The 17,157-nt window shown below is 62.6% G+C and carries 16 protein-coding genes and 2 pseudogenes; 11 read left to right on the top strand and 7 right to left on the bottom strand.

The annotated features are described in order from the left end of the window. The first annotated feature begins 329 nt into the window (after positions 1-329). Positions 330-1,187 carry a glycerophosphodiester phosphodiesterase gene (locus V7S54_RS20070; RefSeq protein ID WP_065375621.1) on the top strand — a complete coding sequence of 286 codons (858 nt, stop codon included), beginning with the start codon at positions 330-332 and terminating at the stop codon, positions 1,185-1,187. Positions 1,188-1,189: 2 nt separating this feature from the next. On the opposite strand, the gene V7S54_RS20065 is transcribed toward V7S54_RS20070, so the two are convergent. The 7 genes and pseudogenes from V7S54_RS20065 to V7S54_RS20035 form a co-directional block, all read right to left on the bottom strand. After that, positions 1,190-2,011 (bottom strand): inositol monophosphatase family protein, encoded by an 822-nt coding sequence (locus tag V7S54_RS20065; RefSeq protein ID WP_336409308.1) that lies wholly within the window; start codon positions 2,009-2,011, stop codon positions 1,190-1,192. Next, entirely contained in the window at positions 2,012-3,025 is a 1,014-nt protein-coding gene (locus V7S54_RS20060; RefSeq protein ID WP_065375620.1) for a LacI family DNA-binding transcriptional regulator, read from the bottom strand. Further along, positions 3,017-3,751 (bottom strand): annotated as a pseudogene (locus V7S54_RS20055) (glycerophosphodiester phosphodiesterase); the annotation flags it as partial. The pseudogene V7S54_RS20055 and the gene V7S54_RS20060, both read right to left, overlap by 9 nt. A 2-nt stretch (positions 3,752-3,753) precedes the next feature. Then, positions 3,754-4,806: an ABC transporter ATP-binding protein gene (locus V7S54_RS20050; protein ID WP_065375577.1), complete on the bottom strand. Its 1,053-nt coding sequence runs from the start codon at positions 4,804-4,806 to the stop codon at positions 3,754-3,756. Further along, the gene (locus tag V7S54_RS20045) at positions 4,806-5,648 is read right to left on the bottom strand and encodes a carbohydrate ABC transporter permease (RefSeq protein ID WP_065375576.1); all 843 of its coding nucleotides are present in this window, start codon (positions 5,646-5,648) and stop codon (positions 4,806-4,808) included. The genes V7S54_RS20050 and V7S54_RS20045 overlap by 1 nt, the downstream gene beginning before the upstream one ends. Before the next feature lie 2 nt (positions 5,649-5,650). Next, positions 5,651-6,952 (bottom strand): carbohydrate ABC transporter permease, encoded by a 1,302-nt coding sequence (locus V7S54_RS20040; protein WP_336409307.1) that lies wholly within the window; start codon positions 6,950-6,952, stop codon positions 5,651-5,653. 71 nt (positions 6,953-7,023) lie between these two features. Next, on the bottom strand, positions 7,024-8,370 hold the full coding sequence (locus tag V7S54_RS20035; protein WP_336409306.1) for an extracellular solute-binding protein: 1,347 nt from the start codon (positions 8,368-8,370) through the stop codon (positions 7,024-7,026). A gap of 163 nt (positions 8,371-8,533) precedes the next feature. Between V7S54_RS20035 and V7S54_RS20030 the strand changes: the two are divergent. From V7S54_RS20030 to V7S54_RS19985, 10 genes and pseudogenes are all read left to right on the top strand, one after another. Continuing rightward, positions 8,534-8,638 (top strand): annotated as a pseudogene (locus tag V7S54_RS20030) (type II toxin-antitoxin system RelE/ParE family toxin); the annotation flags it as partial. A gap of 187 nt (positions 8,639-8,825) precedes the next feature. After that, positions 8,826-11,342, top strand: a complete 2,517-nt coding sequence (locus tag V7S54_RS20025; RefSeq protein WP_336409305.1) for a heavy metal translocating P-type ATPase — start codon at positions 8,826-8,828, stop codon at positions 11,340-11,342. 103 nt (positions 11,343-11,445) lie between these two features. Beyond that, positions 11,446-11,916: a Cu(I)-responsive transcriptional regulator gene (cueR, locus tag V7S54_RS20020; RefSeq protein WP_065375573.1), complete on the top strand. Its 471-nt coding sequence runs from the start codon at positions 11,446-11,448 to the stop codon at positions 11,914-11,916. 96 nt (positions 11,917-12,012) lie between these two features. Further along, the gene (locus V7S54_RS20015; protein WP_336409304.1) at positions 12,013-12,405 is read left to right on the top strand and encodes a hypothetical protein; all 393 of its coding nucleotides are present in this window, start codon (positions 12,013-12,015) and stop codon (positions 12,403-12,405) included. Between the two features lie 203 nt (positions 12,406-12,608). Then, complete coding sequence (locus tag V7S54_RS20010; protein ID WP_336409303.1) at positions 12,609-12,839, top strand: hypothetical protein; 231 nt, start codon at positions 12,609-12,611, stop codon at positions 12,837-12,839. Next, the gene (locus V7S54_RS20005; RefSeq protein WP_336409302.1) at positions 12,836-14,299 is read left to right on the top strand and encodes a TolC family protein; all 1,464 of its coding nucleotides are present in this window, start codon (positions 12,836-12,838) and stop codon (positions 14,297-14,299) included. Before V7S54_RS20010 ends, V7S54_RS20005 begins: the two co-directional genes overlap by 4 nt. Before the next feature lie 14 nt (positions 14,300-14,313). Continuing rightward, entirely contained in the window at positions 14,314-15,651 is a 1,338-nt protein-coding gene (locus tag V7S54_RS20000; RefSeq protein ID WP_336409301.1) for a multicopper oxidase family protein, read from the top strand. Positions 15,652-15,701: 50 nt separating this feature from the next. After that, entirely contained in the window at positions 15,702-16,187 is a 486-nt protein-coding gene (locus V7S54_RS19995; protein WP_336409300.1) for a cupredoxin domain-containing protein, read from the top strand. A gap of 28 nt (positions 16,188-16,215) precedes the next feature. Beyond that, positions 16,216-16,509: a copper-binding protein gene (locus V7S54_RS19990; RefSeq protein WP_065375567.1), complete on the top strand. Its 294-nt coding sequence runs from the start codon at positions 16,216-16,218 to the stop codon at positions 16,507-16,509. Between the two features lie 84 nt (positions 16,510-16,593). Next, complete coding sequence (locus tag V7S54_RS19985; RefSeq protein WP_083203730.1) at positions 16,594-17,058, top strand: DUF411 domain-containing protein; 465 nt, start codon at positions 16,594-16,596, stop codon at positions 17,056-17,058. Positions 17,059-17,157: the final 99 nt, after the last annotated feature.

The following is a 17,157-nucleotide window of genomic DNA, read 5'->3' as shown; positions in this document are numbered from 1 at the left end:
CAACGCCGCCGGCTGCAACCGAAAGACCGAAACCCCATTCCAGTCGATACATTATGCGATCTTCTGTAACGGGCTTTGCGTCAATCCCTTGTGCGCTTAATCCCTCGCCATGGGCTTGCTTCTGTCCGCAGTCGACGCTCAACCGCTGCTCTATGGGGTCTGCTAAGGACCGGTTGGCGAATCTAGAAGCGCGTCGAGGGCGAAGTCGCCAGTAGGCATGGACCTGTTATATCTTTGACATCCTTCATGGCTACAGGAGACGGATCGAACGCTCATGCCAGTTGAACGGCATGACGTCGCCCGAGTTCCATCCGTTCATCCGGTGCCTCATGAGTGCACTTTCCGGCCTCAGTTTGACTCATCTCGGGCACACGACCCGGCTCAAGTGGCACCGTCTCCGCCGATATGATGGCGACCCACTGTTCTCCCCAGAGGTGATGACGGAAGGGTTCCGGGTTGGCGCGTCGATGGAAATTGACCTGAGGGTGCGGGCGGACGGCGGGTTCGCCGTACTTCACGACGACATGTTGGAAGGTGAGACAACCGGTTCAGGGCCTGTCCATCATATGCAGGCGGCCGAGCTTCGTCTTCAACGAATGAAGGAAACTCGGCGCGCCATCACGCTCAGCGAGGACCTTGCCACCATGCTGGTTGCGGCGCATCCAGATGCGCTTCTCCAGTTCGACATGAAGGACGATTTCGCAACCGTTGGCGAACGCGGCGTCGAGCATCTGAGCGACCATTTCCGCGACGTGGGAAGGCAGATCATCGTCAGCGGCGCGGATCTGGACCTCATCCTCGCCATCAAGCAATGGATGCCGAACCTCAAGCGCGGCATCGATCCGACAGACAAGCTCATCGAAATTCACCGCGACGCCGGCCTGGCGGCGGTGGAACGGGAACTCAATGCTGACCTCGACGGCCCGACCGAGCCCGAGACGGTCTACCTTGCCTGGCAGCTTGTGCTGGAAGCGGCGCGCGGCGGCCTGGACCTCATTGGCCTCTGCCACGCCAAGGGCAAGCGCGTCGATGCCTGGACCTACAACCTCGAGAATCCGCAGGTCGGTTTCGCCGAGGAGGAATGGCAGGCGTTCTCGGCCTTGATGGCGCTGAGGCCCGACCAGATCACCACGGATGTCGCTCCTGCCATCGAACGTGCCTGGCTGCGACGGGTCGAGGTTGATTGAACCTATCCGGGGATGGGAAGGCGTTCCATCTCGGCCAGGAACGCGAATTCGCCGGCCATCCGCGGCGCGCAAGCGACCACCGGCCCGCCGCGCGTAAGAAGCTGTTCAAGCGGCGGCATGGCAACAATTACTCCCGCCTCCCGTGCAATCAGGACGCCTGCCAACATGTCCCAGGCGGAGAGATGGCGCTCGTAGTAGAGGTCCGCGATACCTTCGGCCACACGGATGAGCCCGATCGCGGCAGCGCCCATGCGGCGATAGTCGATGCCGCGCTCGTAGAGCCGGCGTGAGACGGCAAGGTAGTCCTCGAAATTCGTGCGGCGGGAATGACCCAGAATGGCGATCGCCTGGGCAGGATCACTGGTTCTCGCCACCGCAATCGGCTGCCCGTCCTTGAAACTGCCTTCTCCGCGGATCGCGTGGACGATCTTGTCTTGGGCAGCGTCATAGATCACCCCGATCAAAAGCTCGCCGCCGGCAATGAATGCCATGGACACGCCCCAATGGCGAAAGCCGCGGATGAAATTCGTGGTGCCGTCGATCGGATCCACCACCCAGGTGCCACTTTCGCGGCCATGGCCGCCGCCCTCCTCGCCGACGACCGAGTCATTGGGGAACTCGCCGGCGATTGCCGTGCGGATCGTTTCTTCGGCACGCCTGTCGGCAGCGGTGACGAAATCCTGCAAGCCCTTGTTCTCGACAGCCAGCGTCTCGGGCGAGGCCTCCGCTCGGAAGGCAGCCGCCTCCCTGCCGACACGGCGGGCGATACGGATCGCGGCCTCGGCGCGGGCCTGCAAGGAAGAGATATCGAATGGAGCTGACATTTACGCACTTCTTCTCTTGATCAGGGTCACCGGCGTGACCTCCACGCGCGCAACCGCATCGGGCTCGGCCATACGGCTGATGAGCAGATCGATCACCTGTTCGGCCTGCAGATCGGCTGGCTGCAGGAAGGTGGTGAGCTCGTAGGCCGACCAGCTGGCCTGTGGGATGTCGTCATGACCGATGACCTTGACCGAACCGTCACCCTTGCCAGCGTCGGCAAGGCCATCGAGCACGCCGCAGGCCATGTAGTCGTTGACAGAAAAGACACCATCGATTCCGAGGTCGAGCAGTTGCTGCGCTGCCTCACGGCCATGCCGGTAGTCGTTAAGGGAGACGGGGACCAGCGCCGCCTCGACACCCAGCATGGAGCAGCGGCCCTGGAAGGCTTCGGCCCGGCGGCGGGAGGAATAGGAAACGGCCGTGCCGGCGACGACGGCAAGCTTTTTCGCGCCGCCCTCCAGGAGGTACTCGGCGGCGGTATAGCCCGACATCCGATCGTCGGAGACGACGCGGTCGACGAAGGGAAAATCCTCGCCCTTGTTGATCAGCACGATCGGGACGCCTTCGGCGGCGCATTCCTCGCAGATATGCGAGGGCGGCGCGTCGGAGGTGACGATGACGCCGGAAACGGCGTAGTGCAGCAGCTGCTCGATCACGGTCGAGGTGTCCGCCTCCTTGGACGTCGGGAGCAGGATCGGCCGGTAGTTGCGGGCAATCAGCGCGCGGGCAAGATGGTCGAGCTGCCGGGTGCGGAACGGATTGTCGAGGCCCGCCGCCACGAGGCCGACGAGATCGGAACGTTTGTTCGTCAGGCTTCGCGCGAGATAGTTGACCCGGTAACCAAGTTCCTTGGCCGCCTGGTAGACCTTCTCCCTGGTCTTCTTCGAGACGCTGGCATCGGGTGTGAAGGCGCGCGAGACGGCGGCGCGGGAAACGCCCGCCGCACGCGCCACGTCGAAAGAGGTCACACGGCGCGGCTCGCGGGCACCGCCGCTCGTCTCCCTCGGTCGCATCAGGTCCGGCAGGTCGGTGCAGATGCCGAGCACCGGCAGCGCCATCAGGTCCTTGAGCACCTCCGGCCGTTCTTCGTGCCAGAGCACCAGTTCCTTGCCATCACCGAAGGCCTTTCCGATCAATTCCGCGGTAACGAGATCCTGCGGCGTGTCGCTCGCCCGCTCCCAGCAGAGATGGAGGATATCAGCGCCGGACTCCTCACCGAGCGCATGGGCATCGGCCCCGACCCGGACCAGCACGGAGAGCGGATAGTTGCAGCCCATGTCGCGCAATTCCCGCACCTGCGTTACGTCGAACGAACCGAGACAGGCGAAAGACTGGTTCATCGCCATCAGGTGCTGCCAGCAAAGCGGGCCGGTGCCGGGGCGCTTCAGCTCGACGTAGAGTCCGCAGCCCGTCTCGCGGCCCAGCGCCGCAACCTCCTCGAAGCTCGGCACGTCCGGGACGGCGGCACGCAGTTCCGCGAATCCCATCCGGGAGATATGCAGGTCCTCGCCGAAGACGCGCTCCAAATGGTCGTCATGCGAGACGACCACGACGCCGTCGGCGGTCATCTGGGTATCGAGTTCCCACATCTCGGCGCCCAGGTCCGAGGCCCGGCGGAAGGCCGCAAGGGTGTTTTCCCGCTCGTGACCGCTTGCGCCGCGATGGCCGATACAGAACGGCAACCTGCCCTTGTCCGCCGGCCAGCCGAAGCGGCCGAAGAAGGCCGAAAAGTCCCGCATGCTCAAAGCCTCCGGCCGTCTTCGGCAAATACGAGGGCAGCCTTGCTGTCGAGACTCCAGCAAACGGGATCGCCGACCGCCACGTCGTTGCGCACCGGCTGAATGGAGCGCAGCACCGAACGGTCCGGCAGAACGACGTCATAGAGGTTCTCGCGGCCTTGCGTCTCGGCGAAGGCAACCTTGCCTTCCACCTGAAAGTCGCCCGATGTGCCGAAGTGCTCCGGCCGCACGCCCAATGTCAGGACGGCGCCGTCCGGAATGGCGGCGAGCGCCGGCAGCGTCAGCCTGACGGAATTGCCGAACACGAAGGCGCCTCCCTCCGCCCTGCCCCTCAGGAAGGAGATCGGTGGATTACCCAGGAAGCCTGCGACGAAGGCCGTGCGGGGATCGTTATACATCTCGGACGGCGTGGCGATCTGCACGATCTCGCCGGCCTTCATGATCGCGATGCGGTCGCACATGGACATCGCCTCGACCTGGTCGTGCGTGACGAGTATGGCGGTGATGCCGGTCTCCTTCTGCAGACGCCGGATTTCCGAGCGCATCTCTAAACGCAGTTTCGCGTCGAGGTTGGCAAGCGGCTCATCGAGCAAGAGCACGTCCGGGCGGCGGATGAGCGCCCGGGCAAGGGCGACGCGCTGCTGCTGACCGCCGGAAAGCTGTGCCGGCCGCCGATCGAGCAGGTTGTCGATATGAACGAGCGCCGCGATGTCCGACACCTCTTTCTTGATGTCCGCTGCGGCCATCCGCCGGACCGTGAGCGGGAAGCCGATATTCTCCGCCACTGTCATATGCGGATAGAGCGCATAGGATTGAAAGACGACGCCGACATTGCGCTCCTGGCTCGGCAGGCCGGTGACGTCCTTGTCGCCGAACAGGATGCGGCCCGAAGTCGGCCGGTGGATGCCGCAGATGGCAAACAGCGTCGTGGATTTGCCGCAACCGGAGGGACCGAGCAGCGCCAGCATCTCGCCGGACCCCACTTCCAGGTCCATGTCCTCGATGACCTTGCTGGTGCCGAAACTTTTCGAAAACTTGTCGAGCAGGATACGCATCAGCCCTTCGTGCCTCCGCCGTAGATGTTCATGAGATGCTTCTGGAAGAAGACGTAAAGGATCAGGACCGGGATGACGTAAAAGACGCCCACGGCCTTGAAGGTGGCGAAATCGAAATTGTTGTCATCGGCAATCAGGCTTGCCAGATAGACCGAGAGCACCTGGACCTGAGCACCGGGCGCCAGCACCTGCGGCAGGATGAATTCGCTCCAGCCGGAGAGGAAGGAGAAGAGGCCGAGCGCCATGACGGCCGGCCGGATCTGCGGCAGGACGAGCCGGCGCCAGACCGTGAAGCGCGAAGCGCCGTCGACGAGGCCGGCCATCTCGATCTCCCAAGGGACGGTGTCGTAGAAGCCCTTCATCAGCCAGATGCCGAGCGGCAGGTCGATCGCCGCCTTTACCAGGATGACGCCGAGCAGCGAATTGTAGAGGCCGATATACTGGAGCACGATGAAGATCGCGATGATCAGCGTCACCGACGGAAAGGCGTGCAGCACCATGACGCCGGCGAGGAAGAAGCCGCGCGCCGGGACGTTCAGACGCGAAAGCACATAGCCGGCCATCGAGGAGACAAGAAGGATCACCGCGGTGATGATGCAAGTGAAGACGAAGGTGTTGAGCGTTACCAGCCAGATGTTCGGCTTGCCGGGTTTCGTCTCCCAAAGGAAGCTCCAATGATCGAGCGTGAACTCGTTCGGAATGAGCGAGCCAGCCTCAGAATTGCTGATCGTGTCCAGGAAAAGATAGGCATACATCAGCACCAATGGCAGGCTCAGAAGCCCGAGCAGCAATACGACGGGGACGCTGGAGAAATTCGCGGAGGCACTCGTCTTCTCGGCCATGGTCAGTCCTCGATCAACGGCTTGGAGATCAGCGTGTCGTAGCGGAAGACGCGCAGATAGATCAGCGACAGGATCACCCCGATCACCACCAGCACCAGGGCCATGGCCGCACCGAGCCCGTATTCGAGATTGCCGGTATAGTTCTGCAACGCGGTGTGATAGGCGGCGAGCGACCACACTTCGGTCGCTCGTCCCGGCCCGCCGCGGGTCGAAAGCAGAATCTCGTTGAAGGAAGCGAGCAACGAGAGCGTCTGATAGCAGGTGACGAACAGGATCGGCCATCTGAGCTGCGGCAGGATGATGTAGCGGATCTGCTGCCAGCGGCTGGCGCCATCCACCTCGCTGGCATGGAACTGCGTCTCCGGGATCGCCTTGATCGCCGAGGAAAACACCAGCATGCCCATGGACGCGCCGATGAAGCCGTTGAGGAGGATCACGAAGAACCAGGCGTTTCGGGCGTTGTCCAGGAGATAGTTCTTCGCCGGATAACCGAACTGGCCCATGAACAGGGAGAGGAAGCCGTTATCCCAGGTGAGCCATTTCCACATCAAAACGTAGATGACGACTGGCGTGATACGCGGCAGCAGCCAGACGGCGCGGAAGATCGAAGCGGTCGTGGCCGCCATGTAATGGGTAGTGACGGCAAGGAAAAGCGCGTAGCCAACGTTGAAGAGGAGCAGCGTCACCGCGACGTAGAAGGCGGTATTGAGGAAGATCTGCGCCATGTCGGGCGAATTGCCGATGGTCCGGAAATTGTCCGCGGTCCAGACCCAGCCCGTGTAGGTTGCCTTGACGACCGCCTCCTGTTCCTCTGGCGCAAGATCAAAGCCGAGCCTGTGGAGACTTTCCAAGAGCGCTTCGCGCGTCTCGAAACGGGTGTTGAGGACCGAACGGTTGAAGAGGTCGGACATCTGCTTGACCTCGCGGGTCGACGGGCGGTCCTTGAGCGCCTTGATGACCCGCTCCGCCTCGCGCCGAGAGGCAAAGACTTCGCCCATATGCTCGGCGCGCAATCCTGCGGCGAAGCCCGGCTTAAGTTTGAGTGCCGCGAGCGCTGCCACGCCGTCCTCGTCGATCACGAAGCGCGGCCCGGCAATCGCTGCAGCAAGCTCCGGCATCTCGCTCGTCAGCCGGTTCACGGTCGCCTGGGTCACCTGGTAGGCACCGCCGGAAATGCCGGTCGCCGTGCTCATATTGGTCAGTGAAAAGACTGCAGTCAGAACCACCGGCATCAGGAAAAACAGAAGGATCATGATCGCCGCAGGTGCGATCATGATCAGCCCGAGCGTTCGCGACGTTCTCATGGTGAGGCCTCGAAGGTAAGGCGAGCGGCGGAGTGAACACCGCTCGCCGGAGGAGCGACAATCGCCTGGGATCAGCGGATGACGATCGAGTCGCCGAGCGTAGCCTTCACCTCGGTCTCGGCGTCGTTGACCGCTGCGTCGACCGTCTTTGCGCCCGTCCAGGACGCTTCGAGGTTTTTCCACATGATCGTCCAGTACTTGCCGAACTCGGCATTGTTGGGCATGGCGTTCGCATGCGGCAGAAGCCGCTCCGTCGCTTCGCTCGCCCACCGGTCGGCCGAATAGAGGTCGACCTTGGTCTCGGTTTCCGAGATGCCGAGATGCGCGGACTTGATGGCGTGCAGCGCGTTGATGCGCGGCTCGGAGGCGAGCTTGACGAGATCGGCGGCGATCTGTGTCGTCTCCTGGTCGTGGCCGGCCATCAGCAGATAGGTCAGCGGATGGGTGAGCGTGTTGGCCTTGCCGCCCTCGCCGGCCGGGATCAGCGTGAACTGGACATTGTCGAAGAAATCTTTCAGGCCTTCCTGGTTCACGAGGCGCGCATAGTGCCAGGTGCCGCCGTGCCAGATGCCGGCCTTGCCGGTGGCAACTTCCTTCCACCACTGGTCGCCCGGCATGCCGATGTGGTTCTTCTTGGTGACGCCGGCTGCAACGAGATCGGCAAAATACTGGTAGGCGCGCTGCATCGCCGCCTTGTCGAAGACGAGCTTGCCATCTTCCTCCATGAGGCCACCGAAGCTGGTGTAGAACTGCCAGTAATCCGGGCCGTTGCTGGTGCGCGGATAGAAGCCATAGCCGGGCTGGACGAGGCCATTGTCCTGCATCTTCTTGGCGTCTTCGAGCACGTTCTTCAGCGTGTATTCGCCCTTTTCGACCTTGACCGGCAGCGCCTCTATGTCCGCGTCGCTATAGCCGATCGCCTTCATATGTGGCTTCCAGAAGAAGAAGGGGCGGGATTCAGCGTCCTGCGGGATGCCGTAGACCGTGCCATTGAATGAGGCGATCTTCATCAGATTCGGGTAGATGTCGCTGATCGGCCAACTGTCGAGGTCAATAAAATCTTCGACCGGAACGATGAGACCAGCCTGCGCCCAGGGGCCGATGTCCTCATGGCCGGTAGCGACGATGTTCGGCGCCTTCTTCGCCTCGGCCGCGAGCGTCAACGCCTGCTTGAACTCCTCCCACCCCGAGTAGGGCGTCTTCTGCACGGTGATGTTGAGTTCCTCGCCGCGGATCGCGGCTTCGCGCTCAAGCAGGTCGGCGGCGATCTCGATCGCGTCGACGCGGTAGTTGTCGTTCGGACCGGAACCGCCGGACCAAACCGAAATGGTGACGTCCCTTGCGGATGCGATAACGGCCGTCGAGGCGAGTAGGGCGGCTGCGAGCGCCGTGGTTTTCAATAGCGAAACAATGGTCATTGGCTAACCCCGAAGATTGGAACTGGCTTCCCCCGCACATCAACGGCTAGCCGGGGCACGGCCTCGGAAGCCTTGAGCAGGTCATCAACGCGGGTCGGTTTAGACAGGCCCGATAACAGGTGAATGACAAAATGCACGCGTGTACAAAATTAAATTTCCGCCTTCTGATGATCTCGGTGGCGGCGTGTTCAAGAAGCGGCTCAACGACAACATGCATCGTTCAATCGTTCTGGCGAAAGCCGGTGAGTACTGCGCTTTATCAATTTTAAATCAAAGACATACGCAAACGGAAACACCAAGATTTTTTGGGTTTGCGTCGTGTGTTTTTGGCGCTGCTTCAAATTAGTTTTGGCCCATCACACGACTCCGTCGCACAGAAAGTTTGGCAGCGCCCTTGACCTTCCCATCGTTGGAAGCTCCATCTTGTGACAAAAGACAGAGAAAGGAGCACGATCATGGGATCTGTGACCCCCATTAGAACGAACAATCTCGAGGCGATTTCCGCCGCAGCGCTGAGTGCGAGCATACCCGTCGAAGGCATGACCTGCGCGTCCTGCGTCTCCCGCGTTGAAAAGGCGATCCGCGCCGTGCCAGGTGTCACCGAAGCCTCGGTCAACCTCGCAACGGAACGCGCCGATGTTCGCTTCGATGCCGGCACGAAGTCCGCCGATATCGTCAAGGCGATCGAAAATGCAGGGTACGGCGCCGCCGAAGATACCATCGAGCTCACCATCGAAGGCATGACCTGCGCCTCCTGCGTCGCGCGCATCGAGAAGGCGCTGAAGACCGTTCCGGGCGTCACGGAAGCCAATGTCAATCTGGCGACCGAGCGCGCCTCCGTGCGCGTGACGAAGGGGATCGCAACGGCCGCAGCGCTCGAAGAAGCTGTCCGCGTTGCCGGCTATGCCGCCAAGCACATCACCGGTGACGAAAGCGTCGACCGCGAAAGCGAGAAGCGCGAACAGGAGACCCGCAAGCTCGCACGCTCCCTGCTGATCGCCGGCATCCTGACGCTGCCGATCTTCGTGCTCGAAATGGGCTCGCACTTCATCCCGGCCGTGCATGATTTCGTCATGACCAATATTGGCATGCAGGAAAGCTGGTATCTGCAGTTCGTGCTGACGACGCTGGTGCTCTTCGGACCGGGCCTGCGCTTCTACCAGAAGGGCGTGCCCGCCCTCTACCGTCTGGCGCCGGACATGAATTCGCTGGTCGCGATCGGCACGTCCGCTGCCTGGATCTATTCGGTCGTCGCAACCTTTGCACCGGATCTGCTGCCTGACGGCACTGCCAACGTCTACTACGAAGCAGCGGCCGTCATCGTCACCCTGATCCTGCTCGGCCGCTTCCTCGAAGCGCGCGCCAAGGGCCGGACATCGGAAGCGATCAAGCATCTTATGGGCCTGCAGGCAAAGACCGCCCGGGTCGTCCGTAACGGCGAGACGATCGAAGTCCCGCTTTCCGACGTCACCGCCGGCGACACCGTACTTGTACGCCCGGGCGACCGGGTACCGGTCGACGGCAGCGTCATCGACGGCAATTCCTATGTCGACGAATCGATGATCACTGGCGAGCCGGTTCCGGTCGAAAAGACCGTCGGCAGCGAAGTGGTCGGCGGCACGATCAACAAGACCGGCTCCTTCACCTTCCGCGCGACCAAGGTCGGCGCCGACACGGTACTGGCGCAGATCATCCGCATGGTTGAGCAGGCCCAGGGCGCGAAGCTGCCGATCCAATCGCTGGTCGACCGCGTCACCGCCTGGTTCGTGCCCGCCGTCATCGCCATTGCGCTTCTGACCTTCGCCGTCTGGTTGGTCTTCGGCCCCGATCCGGCCCTGACCTTCGCGCTCGTCAACGGCGTTGCCGTGCTGATCATCGCCTGCCCCTGCGCCATGGGCCTTGCCACCCCGACCTCGATCATGGTCGGCACCGGGCGCGCCGCAGAAATGGGCGTCCTCTTCCGCAAGGGCGAAGCACTGCAGACCTTGCGCAATGCCGCGGTGATCGCCGTAGACAAGACCGGCACGCTGACCAAGGGACGGCCGGAGCTCACCGACCTTGAAACCGCCGAAGGCTTTGATCGTGATACGGTTCTGGCACTGGTCGCCGCCGTCGAAACCCGCTCCGAGCATCCGATCGCCGAGGCGATCGTCGAGGCGACCAATGCAAAGGGTATTGCAATCGCCGAGCCGGCGAAGTTCGAGGCGATCCCCGGCTTCGGCGCCAGCGCCGAAGTCGCGGGCCACAGCGTCCATGTTGGCGCCGACCGGCTGATGACGCAATTGAAGCTCGACGTCTCCGCTTTCGCCGAGCAGGCGGCCCGCCTCGGCTCGGAAGGCAAGAGCCCGCTCTATGCGGCGATCGACGGCAAGCTTGCAGCGATCATCGCCGTTGCCGATCCGATCAAGGAAACGACGCCGCAGGCGATCCGCATGCTGCACGATCTTGGTCTCAAGGTCGCGATGATTACCGGTGACAACCGCCGCACCGCCGAAGCCATCGCCGCCAAGCTCGGCATCGACGAGGTCATCGCCGAGGTCCTTCCCGACGGCAAGGTCGCAGCGCTGAAGAAGCTGAAGCAAGGCGGACGCGCGGTCGCCTTCGTCGGCGACGGCATCAACGACGCGCCGGCACTGGCCGAAGCCGATGTCGGACTGGCGATCGGCACCGGTACGGATGTCGCCATCGAAAGCGCCGACGTGGTGCTGATGTCCGGCGACCTTCTCGGTGTTCCGAACGCGATCGCGCTGTCCAAGGCGACGATCCGCAACATCAAGGAGAACCTGTTCTGGGCCTTTGCCTACAATGCCGTGCTGATCCCGGTTGCCGCCGGTGCGCTCTATCCGGCCTATGGCCTCCTGCTGTCGCCGATCTTTGCGGCCGGCGCCATGGCGCTGTCGAGCGTCTTCGTGCTCGGCAACGCCTTGCGGCTGAGAGCGTTTCGCCCCGTAGCGGCAGGACGCGCCGCGTAAGATCGACATTTCTCCCCGGCTTCCTGCCACAACATGGCGGAAGCCGGGGAGAGCCCTTATATTCGTAGGGAATGGCCGCGAAGGCGGCTGCAAGGATGAAATCATGAACATCGGCGAAGCTTCACGCGCCTCCGGCGTCTCGACGAAAATGATCCGCTATTACGAGACGATCGGCCTTATCCCACCGGCCGATCGCAGCGGGTCGGGCTACCGCAACTATGGCGACAACGACGTCCATACATTGCGCTTCATCCGCCGGTCGCGCGATCTCGGCTTCACCGTCGAGCAGATGACCGATCTTTTGGCGCTCTGGCGCGACCGGTCGCGCGCCAGCGGTGAGGTCAAGAAGATCGCGCTCGAGCATGTCGAGATCCTGGAGCGCAAGGCGGAGGAGCTGAAAGCGATGAGCCGCACACTTAAGCATCTGGCCGCCCATTGCCATGGCGACGGACGCCCGGACTGTCCCATTCTCGACGATCTCGCGGATGCTGGAAACGCCCCCGCGAAGGCAACAGAGCCTGCCCGGTTTGGTGCGAGCGGCATCGATCCGGTTCGCAACCGGCGTCACGGATGAAGCGCCTCCATGCGCCTCGTAAAGTCTCACGCATTCGTGACGTTGCGAAGCGCAAGCGGCATTGACAGGAATCGCGAGCGTTTCTACGGATCGAGTATGGAAAAGGTGCGAACCACATATCTGCGTTTGCTGATTGTGCTGAAGCTGGCGATTGCGATGTCGCTTGCCCTGCTGCCCTATTCCACTGCTTCCGGCATGACACATGCGGCCGCGCACGGCGCGATGCAGATCGAAGCGTCCTCGGACAACCCGATCCAAGCAGCGGCCGAGCATTGCCCGAGCCTCGACAAGGGCAAGGTGAAGCCCGTCCAACAGGACGGCAAGGCCGACAAGAAGGATTGCTGCAAGACCTTCTGCGCCGCGGTCGCCGTTCTTGCCGATACCGGCAGCAGCCACCCTGTCGTCCCGCGTTCAATCCGCACCTTCGGGCCACAGTTGCAACTCGCGCCCGGCGAGCGCGACGGGCTGCATCGCCCTCCAAAAGCCTGAAATTGTGAAACCGTGACCGCTGCTGCATGTTGCCTTTGATCGTCGCCGATCGAAGGGCAAAACCATGCAGCAGAGCAAAGTGCTGTGGCCGCCTTTTGCGCGTCTCGTGAGACGCACGGCGCTGTAGCGCGGTCCGCGACAAGGCCCTACCGGTCCTTTCCGGTCGGTCGCCGACCTCTGCCATTCACATTTCAGGTTTGACCATGAAACGTTTGTTTTCCATGGCGCTCCTGCCCATGATCCTGGGCGGATGCGCTGCCACCTTGCCTGCCGAGGTTTCAAGCATCGGCGATCCCGCCGACAGCTCAAGCGGACTTCGCGGCACGCAATACCGGAGCCCCATCTCGGGCTACACCTACCGCGAGCCCATCGGCCCGAAGCCGTGGGGTCCGCTCAACGACGCCCAGTCGCCCAAGAAGGGAGACGCGTCATGATGACCCGCAAGATCAAGCTGGCGGCGCTCATCGGTCTGCCGCTCGTACTCGCCGGCTGCGCCACCAATGCCGAATATTCGACCAAGGACGCCGGCTTTGCGACCGTGGATGCCAAGGTCTCTACCGCCGCGACCAAGAAAAGCGTCTGGATCCAGAACCGCGCGCAGGCCGACAAGGTCAATGCCGAGGTCAAGGCGCTCTTGAAGCGCAAGACGATCGACGCTGACACGGCCGTCCAGATCGCGCTTCTCAACAATAAGGGCCTGCAGGCGGCCTATGCCGATCTTGGCGATGCGTCGGCGGATGCCTGGCAGGCGACACTCTTCCTTAACCCCACCGTCTCGATCGGCACCACGGGTATCGGCACGCCGGAACTGCAAGCCTATCGCGCGATCGAGGGCCTGGTCACCACCAACATCCTGGCACTTCTGACGCGCGACAAGACTATTGCCATCGCCGATGCGCGTTTCCGGCAGGCGCAACTTTCAGCAGCGCTCAGAACCCTGCAGCTGGCCGCAGAAACCCGCCGCACCTGGATCGAAGCGGTCGCCGCATGGGAAACCGTCGGACAACTCAACCAGGCTCAGGCGACGGCGGATGCCTCCTCCGAACTCGCCGCCAAACTGGGCGAAACCGGTGCCATGGGCAAGGGCGCGCAGGCGCGGGAGCATGTCTTCAACGCCGAACTGGCAGGACAGGCAGCCGAGGCGCGCCTTGCCGCGCGGCTTGCCAAGGAGACCCTCACGCGCCTGATGGGCCTGTGGGGATCCGATGTCGACTACCAAGTCCCGAACCGTCTGCCGGACCTGCCGAAGGCGCTCGCCCGCAAGGACAGCATCGAAGCGGAAGCACTGAAACGCCGCGTCGATCTCCAGATCGCCCGCCTCGATCTCGAAGCGGTGGCGAAATCCTACAAGCTGACCGAGGCGACCCGCTTCGTCACCGATCTGGAACTCGTCGCCGGCGCAGAAGCCGAACGGGAGCAAGAGGATCACGGCACCAAGGTCGAGACGACGGGCCAGTTCGAGCTCGAATTCGTCATCCCGATCTTCGACAGCGGCAACGCGCGCATGCGCAAGGCAGAGCTTGCCCACATGCGCTCGGCCAACCTGCTTGCCGAAAAGGCGGTCAACATCCGCTCCGAGGCGCGCTCGGCCTATGAGGCCTATCGCTCGCGCTACGAGATCGCCCGCCACTATCGCAACAGCGTCGTGCCGCTGCGCAGCAAGATCGAGGAGGAGGCAACGCTTAGCTACAACGGGATGATCACCAGCACCTTCGAGCTGCTTGCCGACGTCAGGGCGAGGGTCGATTCGACCGTTCTCTCAGTCAATGCGAAACGCGATTTCTGGCTCGCCGACACCGATCTGAAGACGGCGATCCACGGTGGCGGATCAGGCGGAGCAGCCGAAGCAACGGCCGCCCCCGCGACGGCGGAAGCCGGCGCTGCAGGGCATTGAGAAGGAATAGGATCATGTTCAACAGAAGACACTTCCTCGGTGCCAGCGCGACTCTCGTTTCGACCGCCGCCTGGGCGCAGACCTCCAACTCCGGCCTGCCCGAAGCGGCAAGCATGGACAACGCCAAGACGCAGAAGCCGCTGGTGCCGACTGGTGGCCGCGACTACAACCCGGTCGTCACCCTCAACGGCTGGACGCTGCCGCACCGCATGAACAATGGCGTCAAGGAGTTCCACCTCGTCGCCGAGCCGGTCGAACGCGAGATGGCCGATGGCATGACCGCTTATCTCTGGGGTTACAACGGCCAGTCGCCGGGCCCGACGATCGAGGCGGTCGAAGGCGACCGCGTCCGGATCTTCGTCACCAACAAGCTGCCGGAGCACACCACCATTCACTGGCACGGCATGATCCTGCCTTCGGGCATGGATGGCGTCGGCGGCCTGTCGCAGCCGCACATCCCCGCGGGCAAGACCTATGTCTACGAGTTCGACCTCGCGAAGTCGGGCACCTTCATGTACCACCCGCACGCCGATGAGATGGTGCAGATGGCCATGGGCATGATGGGCTTCTTCGTGGTGCATCCGAAGGACCCGAATTTCATGCGCGTCGACCGCGACTTCGTGTTCCTGCTCAATGCCTACGACATCGATCCCGGCACCTACATTCCGCGCATCATGGAAATGACCGACTTCAACATGTGGTGCTGGAACAGCCGGATCTTTCCGGACATCGATCCTCTGGTCGTCTCCAAGAACGACCGGGTGCGGGTGAGGGTCGGAAACCTCACCATGACCAACCATCCGATCCATATGCACGGTTATGACTTCGAGGTAACCTGCACCGATGGCGGCTGGGTGAGGCCGGAGGCACGCTGGCCCGAGGTGACGATCGACATTCCCGTCGGCGCCATGCGCGCCTATGAGTTCGACGCCAAATACGAGGGTGACTGGGCGATCCATTGCCACAAGTCGCACCACACGATGAATGCGATGGGCCACGACATCCCGACCTTCATCGGCGCCGACAAAAAATCGGTCGCGGCGAAGATCCGCAAGGTCAAGCCCGACTACATGCCCATGGGAACCGCCGGCATGGCCGACATGGGCGAAATGGAAATGCCGCTCCCCGACAACACGATCCCGATGATGACCGGCTGGGGTCCGCACGGCGCGCTGGAGATGGGCGGCATGTTCTCGGTGGTGAAGGTGCGCGAAGGCATCTCCGCCGGCGATTACAGCGACCCCGGCTGGTACGAGAACCCGCCGGGAACACAAGCCTTCGAGTGGACCGGCGACCTGCCGGATCTGACACGGGCAAAGGATGCCAAGACCGTGATCACGCCGAAACCATGACGACACGGCTGATTGTTATGAACTCTCTCAAATCGACCAGGAAGAACATGATGAAGAAAACAGCATTCGCTCTGGCGCTCGTTGTCGCCTCCGCCCTCACCTCCAAGGCGCTCGCTTCGGGCAGCCATGCCGGCAGCCACGACAAGGTGTCCGTCGGTGAGGCCGGCGACAAGAAGAAAGCGACGCAGACGATCCGCGTCACCATGAAGGAAACCGACGACGGCAAGATGATCTTCACGCCTGCGACCATCAAGGTTCGGCAGGGCCAGACCGTTCACTTCGCAATCAAGAATGCCGGCGAGCTCGCGCATGAATTCGTGCTCGACGACAAGGCGACGATCCAGGAGCACAAGGTGACCATGGAGAAGTTCCCCGACATGGAACACGACGATCCGAACGCGATCCGGCTTGAGCCGGGCAAGTCCGGCGACATCTACTGGACCTTCACCAATGACGGCACCTTCGAGTTCGCCTGCCTGGTGCCCGGCCACTACGACGCCGGCATGCATGGGCCGCTCGACGTCGTGAAGAAGTAACTCCCCGATCACAGCAAAGGATGAAACCATGAAGACCATCGGTACCCTCTTCGCAGCGCTTGCGCTCGCTGTCTCCGCCGTCACGTTCGCGCTTCCCGCCCAGGCGGCGGAGTTCACCAAGGGCGTCGTCAAGAAGATCGACACCAAGGCAAAGAAGGTGACGATCGACCATGAGGATCTGAAAAACCTCGACATGCCGGCCATGACCATGGTGTTCCGCGTCGGCGATGACGCCATGCTCGCCAAGCTCAAGGAAGGTGCGTCGATCGAATTCGTTGCCGACCGGGTCAACGGCAAGCTGACCGTGACCGAAGTCAAGTAAGCTGCGACAAACGGCCCGGGTCGAAATCACGCCGCCCGGGCCGGCACGATGCTATAGTCAGGCAGAACCGGAAAGGAGCGTCCAATGGACGTGTTACGCAGACATTTCGTTACAGGCGCAATCGCAGGCATCACCCTCTTTGCGACAGCCGCCGCGGCTGCGGCCGGCACCATGGCCATCTACAAGGATCCGCAATGCGGCTGCTGCGAGCAATGGGCCGAGGCGATGGAGGCGGCCGGCTACAAGGTCGAGGTCCACGACGAGGCCGACATGTCGGTGATTAAGACCCGCTTCGCGGTGCCGGCCGACGTGGAAGGCTGCCATACCGCCGTCATCGACGGCTATGTCATCGAGGGGCATGTGCCGCTGGAGGCGGTCCGCAAGCTTCTCTCTGAGCGGCCCGATATCGCCGGGATCGCCGTGCCCGGCATGCCTTCAGGCTCGCTCGGCATGGGCAACGACCCGCAGGCGTCCTACGACGTCTATACGATCGCCAAGGCAAGCGGTGCGAAGTCGGCGGTTTACTATCAGGTCCGGCCCGCGAACTAGCGCCAGGACAAAGTAGCACTTCCGCCCCGGGCGTGGTCCGGGGCCAGGAGATCGCGGGCGCTTCCACGGTGTGGAGGTGCTTTCCACGATAAAATGTCC

Origin of the sequence: Ensifer sp. CCNWLY38 (assembly GCF_037120565.1) — a bacterium.
Lineage (GTDB): Bacteria > Pseudomonadota > Alphaproteobacteria > Rhizobiales > Rhizobiaceae > Ensifer > Ensifer adhaerens_H.
Note: the sequence above shows the minus strand (reverse complement) of the source record. Positions and strands in the feature narration are given on the sequence as shown.

Excerpts from the sequence above, each read along its gene's own strand:
- V7S54_RS20070 (WP_065375621.1), top strand. The coding sequence starts at position 330 with ATGAGTGCACTTTCCGGCCTCAGTTTGACTCATCTCGGGCACACGACC.
- V7S54_RS20065 (WP_336409308.1), bottom strand. The coding sequence starts at position 2,011 with ATGTCAGCTCCATTCGATATCTCTTCCTTGCAGGCCCGCGCCGAGGCC.
- V7S54_RS20060 (WP_065375620.1), bottom strand. The coding sequence starts at position 3,025 with ATGCGACCGAGGGAGACGAGCGGCGGTGCCCGCGAGCCGCGCCGTGTG.
- V7S54_RS20050 (WP_065375577.1), bottom strand. The coding sequence starts at position 4,806 with ATGCGTATCCTGCTCGACAAGTTTTCGAAAAGTTTCGGCACCAGCAAG.
- V7S54_RS20045 (WP_065375576.1), bottom strand. The coding sequence starts at position 5,648 with ATGGCCGAGAAGACGAGTGCCTCCGCGAATTTCTCCAGCGTCCCCGTC.
- V7S54_RS20040 (WP_336409307.1), bottom strand. The coding sequence starts at position 6,952 with ATGAGAACGTCGCGAACGCTCGGGCTGATCATGATCGCACCTGCGGCG.
- V7S54_RS20035 (WP_336409306.1), bottom strand. The coding sequence starts at position 8,370 with ATGACCATTGTTTCGCTATTGAAAACCACGGCGCTCGCAGCCGCCCTA.
- V7S54_RS20025 (WP_336409305.1), top strand. The coding sequence starts at position 8,826 with ATGGGATCTGTGACCCCCATTAGAACGAACAATCTCGAGGCGATTTCC.
- cueR (WP_065375573.1), top strand. The coding sequence starts at position 11,446 with ATGAACATCGGCGAAGCTTCACGCGCCTCCGGCGTCTCGACGAAAATG.
- V7S54_RS20015 (WP_336409304.1), top strand. The coding sequence starts at position 12,013 with ATGGAAAAGGTGCGAACCACATATCTGCGTTTGCTGATTGTGCTGAAG.
- V7S54_RS20010 (WP_336409303.1), top strand. The coding sequence starts at position 12,609 with ATGAAACGTTTGTTTTCCATGGCGCTCCTGCCCATGATCCTGGGCGGA.
- V7S54_RS20005 (WP_336409302.1), top strand. The coding sequence starts at position 12,836 with ATGATGACCCGCAAGATCAAGCTGGCGGCGCTCATCGGTCTGCCGCTC.
- V7S54_RS20000 (WP_336409301.1), top strand. The coding sequence starts at position 14,314 with ATGTTCAACAGAAGACACTTCCTCGGTGCCAGCGCGACTCTCGTTTCG.
- V7S54_RS19995 (WP_336409300.1), top strand. The coding sequence starts at position 15,702 with ATGAAGAAAACAGCATTCGCTCTGGCGCTCGTTGTCGCCTCCGCCCTC.
- V7S54_RS19990 (WP_065375567.1), top strand. The coding sequence starts at position 16,216 with ATGAAGACCATCGGTACCCTCTTCGCAGCGCTTGCGCTCGCTGTCTCC.
- V7S54_RS19985 (WP_083203730.1), top strand. The coding sequence starts at position 16,594 with ATGGACGTGTTACGCAGACATTTCGTTACAGGCGCAATCGCAGGCATC.